Origin of the sequence: Enterobacter sp. 18A13, assembly GCF_007035975.1 — a bacterium.
Classification (GTDB): domain Bacteria; phylum Pseudomonadota; class Gammaproteobacteria; order Enterobacterales; family Enterobacteriaceae; genus Enterobacter; species Enterobacter vonholyi.
Map to the genome: position 1 here is coordinate 3,438,743 of NZ_AP019634.1, position 17,681 is coordinate 3,456,423.

The 17,681-nt window shown below is 57.1% G+C and carries 20 protein-coding genes; 5 read left to right on the top strand and 15 right to left on the bottom strand.

The annotated features are described in order from the left end of the window. Positions 1-24 precede the first annotated feature (24 nt). The gene (sseA, locus tag FOY93_RS16525) at positions 25-870 is read left to right on the top strand and encodes a 3-mercaptopyruvate sulfurtransferase (RefSeq protein WP_143345401.1); all 846 of its coding nucleotides are present in this window, start codon (positions 25-27) and stop codon (positions 868-870) included. Continuing rightward, positions 870-1,640, top strand: a complete 771-nt coding sequence (locus FOY93_RS16530) for a MurR/RpiR family transcriptional regulator (protein ID WP_136195563.1) — start codon at positions 870-872, stop codon at positions 1,638-1,640. Before sseA ends, FOY93_RS16530 begins: the two co-directional genes overlap by 1 nt. Before the next feature lie 17 nt (positions 1,641-1,657). On the opposite strand, the gene sseB is transcribed toward FOY93_RS16530, so the two are convergent. The 11 genes from sseB to trmJ form a co-directional block, all read right to left on the bottom strand. Then, on the bottom strand, positions 1,658-2,434 hold the full coding sequence (gene sseB, locus FOY93_RS16535) for an enhanced serine sensitivity protein SseB (protein WP_133294923.1): 777 nt from the start codon (positions 2,432-2,434) through the stop codon (positions 1,658-1,660). A gap of 73 nt (positions 2,435-2,507) precedes the next feature. Beyond that, positions 2,508-3,794, bottom strand: a complete 1,287-nt coding sequence (pepB, locus tag FOY93_RS16540) for an aminopeptidase PepB (RefSeq protein WP_047173878.1) — start codon at positions 3,792-3,794, stop codon at positions 2,508-2,510. A 60-nt stretch (positions 3,795-3,854) separates the two neighbouring features. Further along, positions 3,855-4,055: a Fe-S cluster assembly protein IscX gene (iscX, locus tag FOY93_RS16545; RefSeq protein WP_003860650.1), complete on the bottom strand. Its 201-nt coding sequence runs from the start codon at positions 4,053-4,055 to the stop codon at positions 3,855-3,857. Between the two features lies 1 nt (position 4,056). Next, positions 4,057-4,392, bottom strand: a complete 336-nt coding sequence (gene fdx / locus FOY93_RS16550; protein WP_003860652.1) for an ISC system 2Fe-2S type ferredoxin — start codon at positions 4,390-4,392, stop codon at positions 4,057-4,059. 1 nt (position 4,393) lies between these two features. Then, positions 4,394-6,244, bottom strand: a complete 1,851-nt coding sequence (hscA, locus tag FOY93_RS16555; RefSeq protein ID WP_143345402.1) for a Fe-S protein assembly chaperone HscA — start codon at positions 6,242-6,244, stop codon at positions 4,394-4,396. Between the two features lie 14 nt (positions 6,245-6,258). After that, a complete protein-coding gene (hscB, locus tag FOY93_RS16560; RefSeq protein WP_024908642.1) occupies positions 6,259-6,774 on the bottom strand; it encodes a co-chaperone HscB in 516 nt (171 codons plus the stop codon). A 79-nt stretch (positions 6,775-6,853) separates the two neighbouring features. Continuing rightward, positions 6,854-7,177, bottom strand: coding sequence for an iron-sulfur cluster assembly protein IscA (iscA, locus tag FOY93_RS16565; RefSeq protein ID WP_003860659.1), 324 nt, complete (start codon positions 7,175-7,177; stop codon positions 6,854-6,856). 13 nt (positions 7,178-7,190) lie between these two features. Then, positions 7,191-7,577, bottom strand: coding sequence for a Fe-S cluster assembly scaffold IscU (iscU, locus tag FOY93_RS16570; RefSeq protein WP_003860661.1), 387 nt, complete (start codon positions 7,575-7,577; stop codon positions 7,191-7,193). A 24-nt stretch (positions 7,578-7,601) separates the two neighbouring features. Then, positions 7,602-8,816, bottom strand: coding sequence for a cysteine desulfurase (gene iscS, locus FOY93_RS16575; RefSeq protein ID WP_008502157.1), 1,215 nt, complete (start codon positions 8,814-8,816; stop codon positions 7,602-7,604). Positions 8,817-8,935: 119 nt separating this feature from the next. Beyond that, entirely contained in the window at positions 8,936-9,427 is a 492-nt protein-coding gene (gene iscR, locus FOY93_RS16580; protein WP_045399615.1) for a Fe-S cluster assembly transcriptional regulator IscR, read from the bottom strand. 216 nt (positions 9,428-9,643) lie between these two features. Then, a complete protein-coding gene (gene trmJ, locus FOY93_RS16585; protein ID WP_143345403.1) occupies positions 9,644-10,369 on the bottom strand; it encodes a tRNA (cytosine(32)/uridine(32)-2'-O)-methyltransferase TrmJ in 726 nt (241 codons plus the stop codon). A gap of 131 nt (positions 10,370-10,500) precedes the next feature. Here trmJ and suhB point away from each other — a divergent pair, with 131 nt between their 5' ends. Next, entirely contained in the window at positions 10,501-11,304 is an 804-nt protein-coding gene (gene suhB / locus FOY93_RS16590; protein ID WP_003860668.1) for an inositol-1-monophosphatase, read from the top strand. A gap of 40 nt (positions 11,305-11,344) precedes the next feature. Here the strand turns inward: suhB and FOY93_RS16595 are convergent, their stop codons facing one another. Further along, complete coding sequence (locus tag FOY93_RS16595) at positions 11,345-12,325, bottom strand: nickel/cobalt transporter (protein ID WP_136195566.1); 981 nt, start codon at positions 12,323-12,325, stop codon at positions 11,345-11,347. Then, on the bottom strand, positions 12,316-12,954 hold the full coding sequence (locus tag FOY93_RS16600) for a DUF1007 family protein (protein ID WP_143345404.1): 639 nt from the start codon (positions 12,952-12,954) through the stop codon (positions 12,316-12,318). The genes FOY93_RS16595 and FOY93_RS16600 overlap by 10 nt, the downstream gene beginning before the upstream one ends. Before the next feature lie 125 nt (positions 12,955-13,079). Between FOY93_RS16600 and csiE the strand changes: the two genes are divergently transcribed. Beyond that, complete coding sequence (csiE, locus tag FOY93_RS16605) at positions 13,080-14,357, top strand: stationary phase inducible protein CsiE (protein ID WP_133294930.1); 1,278 nt, start codon at positions 13,080-13,082, stop codon at positions 14,355-14,357. Here csiE and FOY93_RS16610 read toward each other — a convergent pair whose 3' ends face one another. Further along, positions 14,358-15,497, bottom strand: coding sequence for a 3-phenylpropionate MFS transporter (locus FOY93_RS16610; protein ID WP_133294931.1), 1,140 nt, complete (start codon positions 15,495-15,497; stop codon positions 14,358-14,360). It lies immediately after the preceding gene. A 173-nt stretch (positions 15,498-15,670) separates the two neighbouring features. Here FOY93_RS16610 and FOY93_RS16615 point away from each other — a divergent pair, with 173 nt between their 5' ends. Beyond that, on the top strand, positions 15,671-16,093 hold the full coding sequence (locus FOY93_RS16615) for a DoxX family protein (protein ID WP_133294932.1): 423 nt from the start codon (positions 15,671-15,673) through the stop codon (positions 16,091-16,093). Positions 16,094-16,147: 54 nt separating this feature from the next. On the opposite strand, the gene glyA is transcribed toward FOY93_RS16615, so the two are convergent. Further along, the gene (gene glyA / locus FOY93_RS16620; RefSeq protein ID WP_008502165.1) at positions 16,148-17,401 is read right to left on the bottom strand and encodes a serine hydroxymethyltransferase; all 1,254 of its coding nucleotides are present in this window, start codon (positions 17,399-17,401) and stop codon (positions 16,148-16,150) included. Positions 17,402-17,681 lie beyond the last annotated feature (280 nt).

A 17,681-nucleotide genomic window follows, 5' to 3' on the forward strand; every position in this document is an offset into this window, starting at 1 on the left:
TACGGAAAAGAATGGAGGCAACCCATGTCCACCTCATATTTTGTCGCTGCCGACTGGCTGATTGAGCACGGCGACGATCCGGAAGTTCAGATTATTGACGCGCGTATGGCCCCTCCGGGACAAGAGCATCGTGACGTGCCCGGAGAATACCGTGCCTGGCATCTGCCTGGCGCGGTATTTTTTGATATCGAAGCCCTTTCCGATCGCAACTCTCCCCTGCCGCACATGCTGCCGCGCCCGGAAGCGTTTTCCGTGGCGATGCGCGAGCTGGGCATCAGCAAAGATAAGCACCTCGTTGTGTATGATGAAGGTAACCTCTTCTCCGCACCGCGCGCGTGGTGGATGCTGAAAAACTTCGGCGTAGAAAAAGTCTCGATTCTGGCGGGCGGGCTGGCGGGCTGGAAGCGCGACGAGCTGCCCCTTCAGCAGGGTGACGTAACGCTGCCGGAAGGCGAATTCGACGCGACCTTTGACGCCCATGTGGTGAAACGCCTGACCGACGTACTGGTCGTGAGCCATGAAAAAACGGCGCAAATCGTCGATGCCCGCCCTGCTCCGCGCTTCAATGCCCAAGCGGATGAACCACGTCCGGGGCTGAAGCGCGGACATATTCCGGGCGCGCTGAACGTGCCGTGGGGCAATCTGGTGTTTGAGGGCGAGCTGAAAACCACCGACGAGCTGCGCGCTATTTTTGACCAGTCAGGGGTTGATTTACATCGTCCGATTATTGCCAGCTGCGGTTCCGGCGTGACGGCCTGCGTAGTGATTCTGGCGCTCGCCACGCTCGGCGTAAGCGACGTCACGCTCTACGACGGCGCCTGGAGCGAATGGGGTGCGCGAGACGATCTGCCTGTCGAACCCGCGAAATAATGGATAACCGCCTGGCCACGCTGTTAACGCGCGGGGCGTCGCTGACCCGCGCGGAGTATCGCGTCCTCGCCCACCTCACGGAGCATCCGCTGCTGGTGGGCAACATCACGGTTCGCGAGCTGGCGCAGGCGACGTTCGTTTCTACCGCCACTATTATGCGGCTGTGCCAGAAGCTGGGGTTCAGCGGCTTTAGCGAGTTTATCTGGCACTGCAAGCAGCTGCTCTCCGACACGCCGCATATTGCCGCTCAGGCGCAGTCGCGTCCTGAACTCCCGGTGCTGTTTAATCAGTTTATAGCCAACTATCAGCATACCTTTCAGTGGGTTACCCAAGTGAAACGCCAGCAGTTTGCTAACCTGCTGCGCCAGAAAGAGAGTTTCTTTCTCTACGGGGCCGGGTTTTCTTATCTGTTTGCGGAGTACCTGACCAAGAAGCTGCAGGTACTGGGCAAAACGGCGTTTATCTCCGGGCCGGGCGACAGCCGGAATATTTTTCTCAGCAATGCCGCCCGCTATCAGGTGTTTATTGCCGTCTCGCGCAGCGGCGAAACGGAACAGGTGCTGGATAAAGCGAGGATAGCCAAAAACGTCGGTATGACGATCGTCGCGTTTACCCGCGCCTCAGCCAATACGCTGGCGGGAATGGCGGACGTGCATTTTGCTCTCTATGACGAAGCGGTGCACTTCGCCGCCGAAGCCGCGGGGGTGACGTCGTTTGAGTCGAATCTGGTGCTGCTGATGGATTTACTGCTGCTGGAAGCAACGGGGTGATATTCACCCCGCCGTAATCAGATGATGCGGTTAGTTTTAAGATCGCGCAGGAAGCCGCCCCAGCGACGCTCGTAGAACGGGGTGATGTGCTCGGTAATAAAGTGGCTGATGCCCTTCTCACCGTTTTTCACCTGACAGATATCAATCGGCTCGTCGCCCGGTAGCGTGTCGGTTGCCACGCTGCCCGCCGCCTGAATGATTTCGTCGATATCGCCATCGGCTTCAATACCGATCAACAGCACCGGCTGTTCGTCCGCACGTTCTTTAATGGAGCAGAGAAACGCGCGCCGGACGGGCTTGAGCGTTTTGAACAGCGTCGTCAGGGAATCAATCATCTGCGCGGGTGGCTCGGCCACCTCAGAGAGCAGCAGCGTTTCGCCCCCTTCCAGCACTTCCTGCGTGCTGAGCGGGTTGCCCTCTTCGCCAATCAGGTGGCTGATTTCACGCGGCGTAAACTCTTTCCCGGTCGGCAGCTTCGCATTGAGGAACAGCGTCTGGCCGAGCGTCATTTCAAACAGAGTACGCACCGGCATCACCACGAACGCCTGTTCATCTTCTACCGCTTTCTGAAGCGCTTCCAGCGAGGTGAAGAACGGGATCACCGACGTGCCGTCGTCTTTCTCCCAGTGCAGCAGATCCAGCGCGCTGTCTTCTACGACCTGCTCACCTTCCGCGGCGGTACCCGGCACCCAGACGGTCGATTCCAGCAGGGTGCGAAAAAATGCCGGACGGTGGGCGGGCTCGGTCGCCGCCTGCTCCAGCAGGGTTTCTAATTCGTTTTTGGTTTCGGACATAGCAATTCCAGATGATGCATTTCCCCCCCGGCCCTCTCCCCGTGGGAGAGGGTTAGGGTGAGGGCAATGAAGATTACTCAGCCGTCAGCAGGTTCGCCACGGTACGCACGCCCAGACCGGTCGCGCCCGCGGACCACTGCTCAACCGCTGCTTTACGGTAGGTTGCGGAGCAGTCAATGTGCAGCCAGCCTTCGTGATAATTCTCAACGAAGTGGGACAGGAAGCCTGCCGCGGTGCTTGCACCCGCCGGGTACGCCGCGCTCGCGGTGTTGTTCAGCTCGGCAAAGTTGGACGGCAGCTGGCTGCGGTGGAACTCGGCCAGCGGCAGACGCCAGAACGGTTCGTTTTCCGCAGCGGCGCTTGCCAGCAGGCGAGCGGCCAGCTTGTCGTCGAAGCTGAACAGCGCATGGTAATCGTTGCCCAGGGCGGTTTTCGCCGCGCCGGTCAGGGTCGCCATGTCGATGATCAGCTCAGGCTTCTGGGCAGACGCGTCGATCAGGCCATCGGCCAGCACCAGACGGCCTTCGGCGTCGGTGTTCATCACCTCAACGTTTTTACCGTTGCGGTAGCGAATGATGTCGCCCAGCTTGAAGGCGTTACCGCTCACCATGTTGTCCGCGCAGCACAGATACAGCTTCACGCGCTTTTTCAGACCGCGGGTAATCGCAAACGCCAGCGCGCCGGTGATGGTTGCCGCACCGCCCATGTCGGACTTCATGGAGTCCATGAACGCGCTCTGCTTCAGGCTGTAGCCGCCGGTGTCGAAGGTGATGCCTTTACCTACCAGGCAGGCAAAGACCGGCGCTGCTTTATCGCCGGTTGGGTTGTAGTCCAGCGCCAGCAGGACCGGAGGACGCTCGGAGCCGCGGCCCACGGTGTGGATACCCATGTAGTTCTGCTCGCGCAGGTCTTCACCCTTGGTGATGCGGTAGGACATTTTGTCGCCCGCCACGCCGCACAGCAGGTCAACCGCGCGCTGCGCCAGCTGCTCAGGGCCTAACTCTTCCGCCGGAGCGTTAATGGTGTCGCGTACCCAGTCGATGATTTGCAGGCGGCTTTCCAGCTCTTTCTGACCGGCTTCGTCGAGGTTCGCCCACTCAATTTTGCGGCTGCCTTTCGGCCCTTTGTAACCCGCCCAGAATGCCCAGCTGCGGTCGGTGTCCCACCCTTCGCCTTCCAGCGAGACATGCTTAATGCCCAGACCGTCAATTTTACGCGCGGCGCGCTGGATCAGGCCCAAATCATCGTTGCCCGTCAGGTGCAGGGTAATACCGTCGTTGTTGATGCTGTAGCTGGCTTTCTCGCCCCAGCGCGCGTCGGCGGGCTGCGTAGAGAGCGTAATCTTCATCGCTTCGGTCATTTTATTTTTCCTTATTAGCAACTAGCAAACGGGCCGCCTGAAGGCAGCCCGTTTTGTTATTTATTCTGCTTCATCTAACCAGACTAACAGAATCGCCTCCAGAATTTTTTCATTGGATGCGTTTGGATCGTCGTCGAAATCCTCTAAATCGCAGATCCACTGATGCATATCGGTGAATCGTACGGTCTTCGGATCGAGATCCGGGTTCGCGTCGTAGAGCGCTTCGCCGATTTCACGGCTGTCTGTCCACTTCAGTCCCATATTAATGCTCGCGTGCGTGGTTGATGGTGTAGCGTGGGAATTCCACGACCAGATCTTCATCGGTCACCGCGGCCTGGCAGCTTAAGCGGCTGTCTGGCTCCAGACCCCATGCTTTATCCAGCATGTCGTCTTCATCTTCGGTGCTCTCGGCGAGAGAGTCGAAACCTTCACGCACGATGCAGTGGCAGGTGGTGCAGGCACAGGATTTTTCACAGGCGTGTTCCACTTCGATACCTGCACGCAGGGCTACATCGAGAATGGTTTCACCGGTCTTCGCTTCCAGAACAGCGCCATCCGGACAGAGGTCCGCATGAGGCAAAATAACAATCTTTGGCATATTAAACCTCGTCCACGGACTGGCCTTTCAGCGCGACGCGGACAGATTTGTCCATGCGGCGAGCAGCGAAGTCCTGGGTTTGTTTATCAACGTTTTTAATGGCTTCTTCTATTGCGTCAGCGTCATTGCCTTCGGCCACGGCGCTTAAGCGCGCGGCGGCTTCGTCAATCACCTGGCGCTCAGCGGCACTGAGCAGCGCGGCGTCGGCAGCGAGCGCGCCGTTCAGGCTCTCCAGCACGCGTGCGGCTTCCACTTTTTGTTCAGCCAGCATACGCGCCTTCACATCCTGCTCGGCGTAGCTCATTGAGTCCTGAATCATGGAGGCGATTTCGCCATCGGTCAGGCCGTAGGACGGCTTCACCTGAATGGACGATTCCACGCCGGTGGATTTTTCCATCGCCGTGACGCTCAGCAGGCCGTCCGCATCCACCTGGAAGGTAACGCGAATGTGCGCCCCGCCCGCAGGCAGCGCTGGAATTCCGCGCAGCGCAAAGCGCGCCAGAGAGCGGCAGTCCTGCACCAGCTCGCGCTCGCCCTGCATTACGTGGATGGACATCGCGGTCTGGCCGTCTTTGAAGGTGGTAAACTCCTGCGCGCGCGCCACCGGAATGGTGGTATTACGCGGGATCACTTTCTCCACCAGGCCGCCCATGGTTTCTAAGCCCAGCGACAGCGGGATGACGTCCAGCAGCAGCATTTCGCTGTCCGGCTTGTTGCCAACCAGAATATCGGCCTGGATCGCGGCGCCCACGGCAACCACTTTGTCCGGGTCGATGGAGGTTAGCGGCGTGCGGCCAAAGAATTCGCCCACGCGCTCGCGCACCAGCGGCACGCGGGTCGAACCGCCCACCATGACCACTTCCAGCACCTCGTTCGCCTCAACGCCCGCATCTTTCAGTGCGCGACGGCAGGCCAGCAGGGTGCGTTTAACTAAAGGCGCAATAAGTTCGTTGAACTGGTCGCGGGTGATGTCACCCTGCCAGCCCGCAACATTGACGGTAACCGTCTGCGCATCGCTCAGGGCGATTTTGGCGTCGATGGCCGCATCCAGCAGTTCACGCTGTACGCGCGCATCGCTGCGATCGCTGATGCCCGCCTGCTCGCGGATGTAGTCCGCCAGCAGGTGGTCGAAGTCATCACCGCCCAGCGCGGAATCCCCGCCGGTCGCCAGCACTTCAAACACCCCGCGGCTCAGGCGCAGGATAGAGATATCAAACGTCCCGCCGCCGAGATCGTAAACCGCGATCACCCCTTCCTGACCGGAATCGAGGCCGTAGGCAATCGCCGCCGCCGTCGGTTCGTTCAGCAGACGCAGCACGTGCAGGCCCGCCAGACGCGCGGCGTCTTTGGTGCCCTGGCGCTGTGCGTCGTCAAAATAGGCCGGAACGGTAATGACTACGCCGTCCAGATCGCCGCCGAGCGTCGCCGTCGCGCGCGCCGCCAGCGCTTTGAGGATGTCGGAGGAAACGCGAATCGGGTTCAGCAGACCGGCCGCGGTCGCGATCATCGGCAGGCCGTTTTCACTGGCCTGCAGCTGATACGGCAGATGCGGGTAGCGGGTCTGAATATCGGCCAGCGAGCGGCCCATCATGCGCTTGACGGAGCTGATGGTATTCGCCGGATCGCGCGCGGCGTTAGCGCGGGCGTCATAGCCTACCGCGTGACCCTGCTGCTGGTAGTGGACCACGGAAGGCAGCAGATGGCGGCCCTGCTCGTCAGCCAGCGTTTCCGCCTGGCCGCTGCGCACGGTCGCCACGAGGGAATTGGTGGTGCCCAGATCGATACCCACCGCCAGACGACGCTGGTGCGGTGCGGCACTTAAGCCAGGCTCACTAATTTGTAATAAGGCCATAATTGCTTCCGAAATTAAAAATCGAGCAGCTTTTCTTCGAGTTGTTCAGCACTGCTTCGCAGTTTATCGAGAAAACGGAGTTTGCGCACAGTGTCTGCCGCCACGTCCCAGGTCTCGTTGTTCAGTTGCTCCACCATCTGCTGATGGCGGGTATCGAACATGCCCTTCACGCGCGTGATAAAGCTTTCCAGACGCGCTTCGTCTTTGGCCTGTTCAATCTCATCGAGCTCTTCGCGAAGCTCCAGCTGCTCCATCAGAAACGCCGTGTCGCGCACGGTGTGCTGTTCGCTCGCCAGATCAAAACCGTGGAGCGAGAGCAGATATTCAGCGCGCGCCAGCGGGTGGCGCAGCGTCTGCCAGGCCTGGTTGATGGTGGCAGAGTGGGAAACCGCAGCCAGCTGCTCTGCCTGAGTACCGCTCGCGAATTTGTCCGGATGGTACTGACGCTGCAGATCCTGAAAACGGATCGTCAACGCCTGGAGATCGATCGGGTATTGAGCGGGTAGTCCGAAGAGAGTGAAGTAATCCATAACAATCTCAGGGGTAGCCTGTTAGAACAAACCCCACGCGCAGCGGGTACGCCACGGTGGGGTTTCGGATGACGCGCGGTTAAACGTGGAAGCTTTCGCCGCAACCACACTCGTCTTTGACGTTCGGGTTCGTGAATTTAAACCCTTCGTTCAGGCCTTCTTTAACGAAGTCCAGCTGAGTGCCGTTGAGGAATTGCAGGCTTTTGCCATCGACCACCACCTTCACGCCCTTGTCTTCAAACACGGTGTCGTCAGACGCCGGTTCGTCAACAAACTCCAGTACGTAAGCCATACCAGAACAGCCGGAGGTACGTACGCCCAGTCGCAGGCCAAAGCCTTTACCACGGTTCGCCAGAAAAGAGCTTACTCGCGCGGCAGCGCTGTCGCTAAGGGTAATCGACATACTCAAACCTCAATTATTTTGCTTCACGTTTGCTTTTGTAATCCGCAATGGCGGCTTTGATCGCGTCTTCTGCCAGAATTGAACAGTGAATTTTCACCGGTGGCAGTTCGAGTTCTTCAGCAATATCCGTGTTCTTAATTGCCTGTGCTTCGTCCAGAGACTTGCCCTTAACCCATTCGGTAACCAGGGAGCTGGACGCAATTGCAGAACCGCAGCCGTAGGTCTTGAAGCGCGCGTCTTCAATGATACCTTCATTGTTGACTTTAATCTGCAACTTCATCACGTCACCACACGCTGGCGCACCGACCATGCCGCTTCCAACAGATTCGTCGCTGTTGTCAAAAGAGCCAACGTTGCGTGGGTTTTCGTAATGATCGATGACTTTTTCGCTGTATGCCATGATTGAATTCTCCTTATGTACCGATTAGTGATGTGACCATTCAATGCTGTTCAGATCCACGCCCTGCTTGAACATTTCCCACAGTGGAGAAAGGTCGCGCAGACGGCCAATGGAGTTGCGAACCAGCTTGATGGTGTAGTCAATCTCTTCTTCGGTAGTGAAACGACCTAAAGAGAAACGGATAGAACTGTGTGCCAGCTCGTCAGTCATACCCAGCGCACGCAGCACGTAGGATGGCTCAAGGCTTGCAGACGTACAGGCAGAACCGGAAGAAACCGCCAGGTCTTTCAGCGCCATGATCAGCGATTCGCCTTCAACATAGTTGAAGCTGACGTTGAGGATGTTCGGAGCACCCTGCTCGAGATCGCCGTTCAGATACACTTCTTCCATATCTTTCACGCCGTCCCACAGACGGTTACGCAGCGTGCGCAGGCGTGCCATCTCGGTTTCCATCTCTTCTTTTGCAATGCGGTAGGCTTCGCCCATGCCCACGATCTGGTGAACAGGCAGCGTACCGGAACGCATGCCGCGCTCGTGACCGCCGCCGTGCATCTGTGCTTCGATACGGATACGTGGTTTACGACGAACGTACAGCGCGCCGATCCCTTTCGGGCCATAGATTTTGTGGCCGGAGAAGGACATCAGGTCCACTTTCAGCTGGCTCAGGTCGATAGGCAGTTTGCCCACGCTCTGAGTCGCGTCCACATGATAGATGATACCGCGCGCGCGGCACATTTCGCCGATGGTCGCGATGTCCTGAACGACGCCGATTTCGTTGTTAACGTGCATGATGGAGACCAGAATGGTGTCATCACGCATGGCCGCTTCGAGCTCTTTCAGATCGATAATGCCGTTGCTCTGTGGCGCCAGATAGGTGACTTCGTACCCTTCACGCTCCAGTTGACGGCAGGTGTCCAGCACGGCTTTGTGTTCGGTTTTGCTGGTGATGATGTGCTTGCCTTTTTTCTGATAAAAGTTGGCTGCACCTTTGATCGCCAGGTTGTCGGATTCGGTCGCGCCGGAGGTGAAAACAATTTCACGCGGGTCGGCACCGACCAGGTCAGCAATCTGATTACGGGCGATATCAACCGCCTCTTCAGCATGCCAGCCAAAACGGTGTGAACGGGAAGCTGGGTTACCAAAGTTTCCGTCCAGGGTCAGACACTGCATCATTTTCTCGGCAACACGCGGGTCCACCGGCGTGGTTGCGGAGTAGTCGAGATAAATCGGTAATTTCATTGCTCTATAAACTCCGTACATCTCTTCAATGCAAGGAATCAGGCAACCGGCTGGATGTACGACCGAGTACACGGGGCGAGTCTTCGCCCCGGCCTGATTCTGAAATACTTATCGTTTTATTACGCGCGAAGTTTGACGTCGATAGCGTCCTGCGCGCGGGTGCTGCGTTGGGAATCATGGCCGTGCTGACGGCCCGATACGTCCAGAACTTCCTGGTTATTCACCAGCTCACCGAGGGTGATGTTGTTGAGGAAGCCGGTCAAACGGTCGCTCAGATCGCGCCACAGCGCGTGGGTCAGGCATTTGTCGCCGCCCTGACAGCCGCCTTTACCCTGGCAACGGGTCGCGTCAACGGATTCGTCAACTGCGCTGATCACTTCGCCAACTGCAATACTGCCCGCGTCTTTACCCAGCAGATAACCGCCGCCTGGGCCACGAACGCTGGAAACCAGTCCATTTTTACGCAGTCTGGAGAACAGCTGTTCCAGGTAAGAGAGGGAGATCCCTTGTCGTTCAGAAATATCAGCCAACGGAACCGGGCCCGCTTCGGAGTTGAGCGCAACGTCCAGCATCGCGGTCACGGCATAACGCCCTTTAGATGTCAGTCTCATGTCTTACTTAACCTCAAACTCGCCCCTGCCCGGGGTTTTTTATTGTAAAATGGGGGTATTGCATAGCAGGGCCAAGTCTGACATTCCTGACTAAAATGGTCAACTATTTACTTGACTGTTTTAGTCAGGTATTTAACCTTCTGTGCCTTCATAACCCAGGTGCGGGCTGATGCCCTCACCCCGGCCCTCTCCCACAGGGAGAGGGGGAAATCGACACTACTCTTTATTCTTCTGCTCAATCGACGCCAGAATCCCGCGCAGGATGTTCAGCTCCTGGCTTTCCGGACGCGCGCGGGTAAACAGACGGCGCAGCTTGTTCATCACCTGCCCCGGGTGGCCTTCGCGAATAAAGCCGGTTGAGAGCAGCGTCTGCTCCAGATGACCGTAGAAGCGCTCAAGGTCATCCACCAGCGGGTAAGCCGTCTCTTCTTTTGGCTCGACCTCTTTCTCCTGCGTCGCCAGCCACGCCATTCGTACTTCGTAAGTGATAACCTGCACCGCCATCGCCAGGTTCAGCGAGCTGTACTCCGGGTTTGCCGCAATCGCGACGTGATAATGACACTTCTGCAGCTCGTCGTTAGTCAGGCCTACGCGCTCGCGGCCAAACACCAGCGCAACCGGTGCCTGTGCTGCTTCCGAGACACTTTTCAGGCCGCATTCACGCGGATCGAGCATTGGCCACGGCAGCGTGCGTGAACGCGCGCTGGTACCGACAACGAGGCTGCAGCCGGCCAGCGCTTCGTCAAGGGTATCGACGATCTGGGCATTGCCGATTACGTCGCTGGCACCGGCCGCCAGAGCAATCGCCTGAGAGTCAGGCTTCACCAGCGGGTTAACCAGCCACAGGTTCGTTAAGCCCATGGTTTTCATAGCGCGGGCAACGGAGCCCATGTTGCCGGTATGCGATGTTTCAACCAGCACAATTCGAATGTTTTGCAGCATAATTTTTAATGTCTGAATTCAGTGTCTGAAGAATATTCGGGCATATTATCATAAACGGGAGACATAATCCGATCCCGCTGCTATACTCTGCGCCGATTTTCCTGTTCTTTAACATCCAGTGAGAGAGACCGATGCATCCGATGCTGACCATCGCCGTGCGCGCAGCGCGCAAGGCGGGTAATGTAATTGCCAAACACTACGAAACGCCAGACTCCGTAGAAACCAGCCAGAAAGGCAGCAATGATTTCGTGACTAACGTCGATAAAGCCGCAGAAGCGATTATTATCGAAACGATCCGCAAATCTTACCCACAGCACACCATCATCACCGAAGAAAGCGGTGAACATGAAGGTACCGATCAGGATGTTCAATGGGTTATCGATCCACTGGATGGCACCACCAACTTCGTTAAACGCCTGCCACACTTCTCTGTGTCTATCGCAGTACGCATTAAAGGCCGTACTGAAGTCGCCGTTGTGTACGATCCAATGCGTAACGAACTGTTCACCGCGACCCGCGGTCAGGGCGCACAGCTGAACGGCTACCGTCTGCGCTGCAGCAACGCACGCGATCTGGACGGCACCATTCTGGCGACCGGTTTCCCGTTCAAGGCGAAACAGCACGCGACCACCTACATGAATATCCTGGGCAAACTGTTCACCGAATGCGCGGACTTCCGTCGCACCGGTTCTGCTGCGCTGGATCTGGCCTACGTGGCAACCGGCCGCGTTGACGGTTACTTCGAACTCTCACTGAAGCCATGGGATTTTGCAGCGGGCGAGCTGATCGCACGTGAAGCAGGCGCCATTGTTTGTGACTTCACCGGCGGCCATAACTATATGTCTACCGGAAACATCGTTGCGGGTAACCCACGCGTTGTTAAAGCCATGCTGGCAAACATGCGTGATGAACTGAGCGATGCGCTGAAGCGTTAATCCCGGTAATTCCCTCTCCCTGTGGGAGAGGGGATCCCAACTAAAACGGCCGTAATCCCCTTCCCACCGGCACCGCACTCATCCACATTGTTACCGCCGCCACCAGCAGAATGACCCCGCCCGCCAGCGCAAGCGTGGTCCACCCTACCTGTCGCCACAGCACCGGCGTTTTATTGCCGCTGAGTTTGACCGCCAGCTGACGGAAGCTGTGTACCAGCAGCGCTAACGACGAAATAGTGAGAGAGGTTCCTGCCGCCATCGCCAGCGCGGACAGCATGCCCCAGCCGAACACGCCAATCACCTTACTGAAAAGCAGCACCATGATGGCACCCGAGCACGGGCGCATACCCATCGAGAGAACAATCATCAACCGCGCGCGCCAGTCGTCGCCGTTCTGCAACTGTTCCTGCGTGGGCAAATGCTGATGCCCGCAGCCGCAGTGTTCATCATGAACGTGGTGCGGCGTAAAGGATTTGAACGTTGGCTTTCGCAGCAGCGCGCGCAGCTTTTTCAGCGCCCGCCAGCACAGGATCAGCCCCAGCACGCCCACCAGCGCGTAGCTGCCCTTCTCAAGCCAGAAGCTGCTCATGTGCAGCTGGCGCGCGGGAAGCTGTAACAGCGAAAGGACGACCACGACCAGCGCAATCGCCACGCCGCCCTGAAGCAGCGAGGAGGCCAGCGTCAGGCCGATACTTGATTTCAGCTTTGACGGATGGGTGGCGAGCCAGGTCGTAATGACGATTTTGCCGTGCCCCGGCCCCAGCGCGTGCAGCACGCCATAGATAAAGCTGAACGCCAGCAGGGAACCGCCCGCCTTTGTCGGATTCTCCGCCACCGCCTTCAGCAGACCGCTCATCTGCTGGTTGACCTCACGCTGCCAGATAATGCTTTTCATCATGACCTGCGGCCAGGCCTGCCAAAGCCACATCGCGCCGCAAACGGCGAACAGCAAAAAGATCGCCAGCGGCCAGAGGTGAAGCCAGCGGCGCTGTTTTCGAACCGGAGAGGAGATCACTGACATTGTAACGTCACCTCCTGCGCGAACTGTTTACCCAATTCCATGTCCTCTGGCGGGGCATCTTCCTTGTCGAGAGAGACCGCAAAGTTCAGCGTCTCTTCGCTGGGCTTCGGGGTATGAACGCCGATTTTGCAGCTTTTTTGCAGCGCGTCCGGCAGCCGCACGTCGCTGTCTTTGCCATAGCGCATGTCGACATAGTAGGTAGGGTCAAAGGTGGAAAAGCGGTACGTTTGCCCCGCCAGCGGCTGAGAGTGCGCCAGCGGGAGCACGAACGTCAGCACCGCCTGGTGCCCGTCGCGCGTCATCCCGTATTCCGTGGGTCGGTTCAGAAATTTGACCTTTTGCCCGTTATGCCAGAACTCGGTGAAATAGTGCTGGCCGAGCACGTTAGCCATCACTTCTGCCGCCAGCTTTTTCCATATTTCGTCACCGGGCTTCGCGTTTCCCGCATCATAGAGCAGATCGGCCGAGGTGATTTCATCCATCGTCCAGCGCATTTTCAGGCCGCTGAGCTGCGTGCCGTCGGTGACCAGCTCGGTCTGGAGGTCAATAAAACTGTGAGGGTGTGCGCTGGCGGTGAAGCTGATAACCGCCAAAAATAACGCCATCGCACTTTGTTTAACTGTTTGCATCAATTCCTCACGTCAAAAATTCTGTGATGTTCCCCAGCAATCCTGAATGAAAGGCCTGCCGGCGCGCTTTTCAGCGTTCATCCTTTAGCTATTCTTATCAAACATTCACACTGGATACCCGACAGATGATGACGACGCTTGAAATTCCATCTGTGCTTTCCAGTTCGCAGCGCCGCTGCCAGGTGCTTTTGATGCTTTACCTGCCCGATGCTGCCGTCACCGCACAGAGCATAATTGCTGCCAACGGCGTGGACGACGCGATGGCACGGCAAGATATAGCCGAGACACGCGATGAAATCCAGCGCTATCACCGGCTGGATATCGTCACGCACCACGACGGCAGCTACCGGATTGAAGGTACAGCCCTGAATCAGCGTTTATGCCTGCTGCACTGGCTGCGCCGGGCGCTGCGGCTTTGCCCGCAGTTTGTCTCGCACCAGTTTACCCCCGCATTAAAAACCGCGCTTAAACAACACGGCATCGCGCGTCCGCTTTACGACGATGCGAACCTGCGGGCGCTGATCGGCTTCTGCTCTCGCAAGCTGCAGCGCCAGTTTGAATGCCGCGACGTCCAGTTTTTACAGCTCTATCTGCAATACTGCCTTATTCAGCACCAGCTCGGGAATACGCCGCAGTTTTCTCACGTTCAGCGCAGCTGGACCCAGTCAAGAGGGGAGTATTTTACAGCGCAGGAGATCGTGCGCCACTGGAGACGGCGCGTCCCGCAGGGTGCCCACGGGGATGAACAGCTGTTTCTGGCGCTGCTGTTTATGATGCTCCGCACGCCCGACCCGGTGCTCGATAAACACCAGCAGGATCAGCGTTTGCGCCGGGCCATCGTACGCATGGTCGCCCGCTTTCGCTCGCAGACCGGGATGAACTTCAGCGATGAGCAAGGGCTCACCGATCAGCTGTATATCCACCTTGCTCAGGCGCTGGACCGCTCGCTGTTTGAGATCGGCATCGACAATAGCCTGCCGGAGGAGATCCACCGTCTCTATCCCCGGCTGTTACGCACCACGAAGGAAGCGCTGTTTGAGCTGGAAGCGGAGTTTGGGCTGCGTTTTTCCGATGAAGAGATGAGCCTCGTGGCGGTGATTTTCGGCGCCTGGCTGATGCAGGAGACCGATCTGCACGAAAAACAGGTGATCCTGCTGACGGGAGAGGATAAAGCCAGTGAGGACCTGATTGAACAGCAGCTTCGCGAGCTGACGCTGTTGCCGCTCAACATTCGCTATCTGACGCTACAGGCTTTTCAGAAAGAGGGGGCACCGCGCGAAGCCGCGCTGGTTATCACCCCCTACCCTACGGCCCTGCCGCTGTTCTCGCCGCCGTTGATTCATGCCGTTGAGACATTGAACGCGCAGCAGCAAGAACATATTCGCGCCATGCTGGAATCGTAGTTACGCGCGTGCGGCCACTTTCGGTCGAACAAACATTGCCGGTAGCGCCACCAGCGCCATTACCCAGAACACTCCATTACCCAGGTGCTGGTAAAGGAACCCCGCAAAGACCGTCATGATCGCGATACTGCCCCCCATGGCTACCGCCGAATAGACGGCCTGCAGACGAATAACGTCTCCGCCCTCGCGCGCTGCGATATAGCGCATGGCCGCCAGATGGCACACGGTAAAGGTGCCGCAGTGAAGGATTTGCGCCACAATCAGCCACGGCAGATCGGTCGTCCAGCCCATAATCCCCCAGCGCGCCACGCCGCACACGGCGGAAAGCAGCAGCAGGTCACGTGCGCCAAAGCGTCGAAACAGCTTCTTGCTCAGGGCGAAAATAATGACTTCGGCCACCACGCCCAGCGACCAAAGATAGCCCACTGCAGAAGCAGAATATCCCGCTCCCTGCCAGTAGATGGCGCTGAAGCCATAGTACGCCGCATGTGCCCCCTGAAGCAGACAGACACACGCCAGAAAACGCCAGCTCTGTGCAACCAGGCTCTGCCACGCGGGCCAGCCCGCGCTCTCCTGATGGCGACTTTCCCCTTGCGGCATCACTGACGGTCGCAGCAGCATGCCCAGCAGCATCGAGGCAATACCGATACTCAGCAGGGCAAGAATGGCGCGGTAATCGTAAAGGCTGACCAGTTTCCCCACCAGCGCAGAGCCAATCACAAAGGCGATAGAGCCCCACAGGCGCACGCGTCCATAGTCCATGGTGATCTGCTTTTGCCAGGTGTTCGCCAGGGCATCCGTCAGCGGTACCAGCGGCGAGAAGAACAGGTTAAAGCCGACCATCACCACCATCAGCCAGGCAAACTGGTGGCTGACCCAGAAGCAGGCAACAAAGACCAGGGTCAGCAGAGCAAGAATGCGCACGGCCTTGATCAGTAAGGAGGGATCGCTGACGCGCGGGGCAATCAGCAGGCTGCCGAGGAAACGCGCCACCAGCCCTGCCCCGAGCAGGACGCCGATGGTCTCGGGCGTCAGGCCGATACCCTTAAGCCAGACGCTCCAGAAAGGCAGAAAAATGCCGTAGCTAAAGAAATAGGTGAAATAACTGAGCGCCAGCCAGCGCGTGGAATGCAAGACCATGAATCCCTCCCGAAATCGAGGCCATAGTCTGGCGAGAATATAAAAATTAAGCAAGTAGATAGCCTGCTATAAATTAACGAAAATTTAACATCCTGTGTAATCGTCTGGCTTATGGCAGGGAATGAAAATATGTATTACGTTTAAATTACTCCACTTGCAGAGGTTTTTCTGCCATGAACTCACTACGTTATCTCGATTTCGGCCAGTCACGTCACCTGCTGCTGCTCATTGGCCGCATCGCACTTGTCGTGCTGTTTATTATCTTTGGTTATCCAAAACTGACGGGGTTTAGCGGCACCGTACAATACATGACCTCGCTGGGAACGCCGATGCCCATGCTGGCGGCCATTATTGCGGTAGTGATGGAAGTGCCTGCCGCCATTCTGATCGTACTCGGCTTTTTCACCCGTCCTCTCGCGGTACTGTTTGTGTTCTATACCCTGGGCACGGCGATTATCGGTCACCATTACTGGGATATGACCGGTGATGCGGTCGTGCCGAATATGATTAACTTCTATAAGAACGTCAGTATTGCTGGCTCCTTTATTTTGCTGGCCATTGTTGGGCCGGGGGCTATTTCCCTGGACCGGCGTTAAGCCATAAAAAAAGGCCGCAAGTGCGGCCTTTTTTATTTCTGCAGGGCAGAGGAATTATGCGTAGACCGGGAAGCGTGCGCAGATATCCAGAACTTTACCTTTGACGCGCTCGATAACCGCTTCGTCATTGATGTTGTCCAGAACGTCACACATCCAGCCAGCCAGCTCTTTCACTTCCGCTTCTTTAAAGCCGCGGCGAGTTACGGCCGGAGAACCGATACGAATACCGGAGGTCACGAACGGGCTCTTAGGATCGTTTGGCACGCTGTTTTTGTTCACGGTGATGTTGGCGCGGCCCAGGGCAGCGTCAGCTTCTTTACCGGTCAGGTTTTTATCAACCAGATCCAACAGGAACAGGTGGTTTTCAGTACCGCCGGATACCACTTTGTAGCCACGGTTCAGGAAGACTTCCACCATCGCTTTGGCGTTCTTAGCAACCTGCTGCTGGTAAACCTTGAACTCTGGCTCCATCGCTTCTTTCAGCGCTACCGCTTTTGCCGCGATAACGTGCATCAGCGGGCCACCCTGCGCGCTTGGGAATACAGCGGAGTTCAGTTTTTTGTACAGCTCTTCGTCACCGCCTTTCGCCAGGATCAGGCCACCGCGTGGACCCGCCAGGGTTTTGTGGGTGGTGGTGGTCACAACGTGAGCGTGTGGAACCGGGTTCGGGTAAACGCCTGCGGCGATCAGACCCGCAACGTGCGCCATGTCAACGAACAGGTAAGCACCGATGCTGTCTGCGATTTCACGCATTTTTGCCCAGTCAACGATACCGGAGTAAGCAGAGAAGCCACCGATGATCATCTTCGGCTTGTGCTCTTTAGCCTGCTTCGCCATGTCTTCGTAGTCAATTTTACCGGACTCATCAATACCGTAAGGGATGATGTTGTAAAGTTTGCCGGAGAAGTTAACCGGGGAGCCGTGAGTCAGGTGGCCGCCCTGCGCCAGGTTCATACCCAGAACGGTATCGCCCGGCTGCAGCAGCGCGGTGTAGACCGCGAAGTTAGCCTGAGAGCCAGAGTGCGGCTGCACGTTTGCGTAGTCAGCGCCAAAAAGTTCTTTCGCACGGTCGATAGCCAGCTGCTCAACGATATCAACATACTCGCAACCGCCGTAATAGCGTTTGCCCGGGTAACCTTCAGCGTATTTGTTGGTCAGCTGAGAACCCTGCGCCTGCATAACGCGCGGGCTGGTGTAGTTTTCGGAGGCGATCAGTTCGATGTGCTCTTCCTGACGTACTTTTTCCTGCTCCATAGCCTGCCACAGTTCGGCATCATAATCGGCAATGTTCATTTCACGCTTTAACATCCGCATCTCCTGACTCAGCTAACAAGTAAATTTTGGCCTGAAAAGGCAGTCCTGTTGGACGACGGGCAACAGTATAACTGATTAGTTCTGTGATAACAGGTCTTGACAAACGATTTTACGCAAACGTTTTCCTACCCGCCACGCAAGGGTTTGAGGAATAAAGCTCTCGCCCTTTCCAGCGGATTTCTTTTCAGGTTTGTGATGCATATTTTTCATCTTGCAAAGAACCATTTACAACGCAGGGGTATTTTTTATAAGATGCATTTAAAATACATCATTA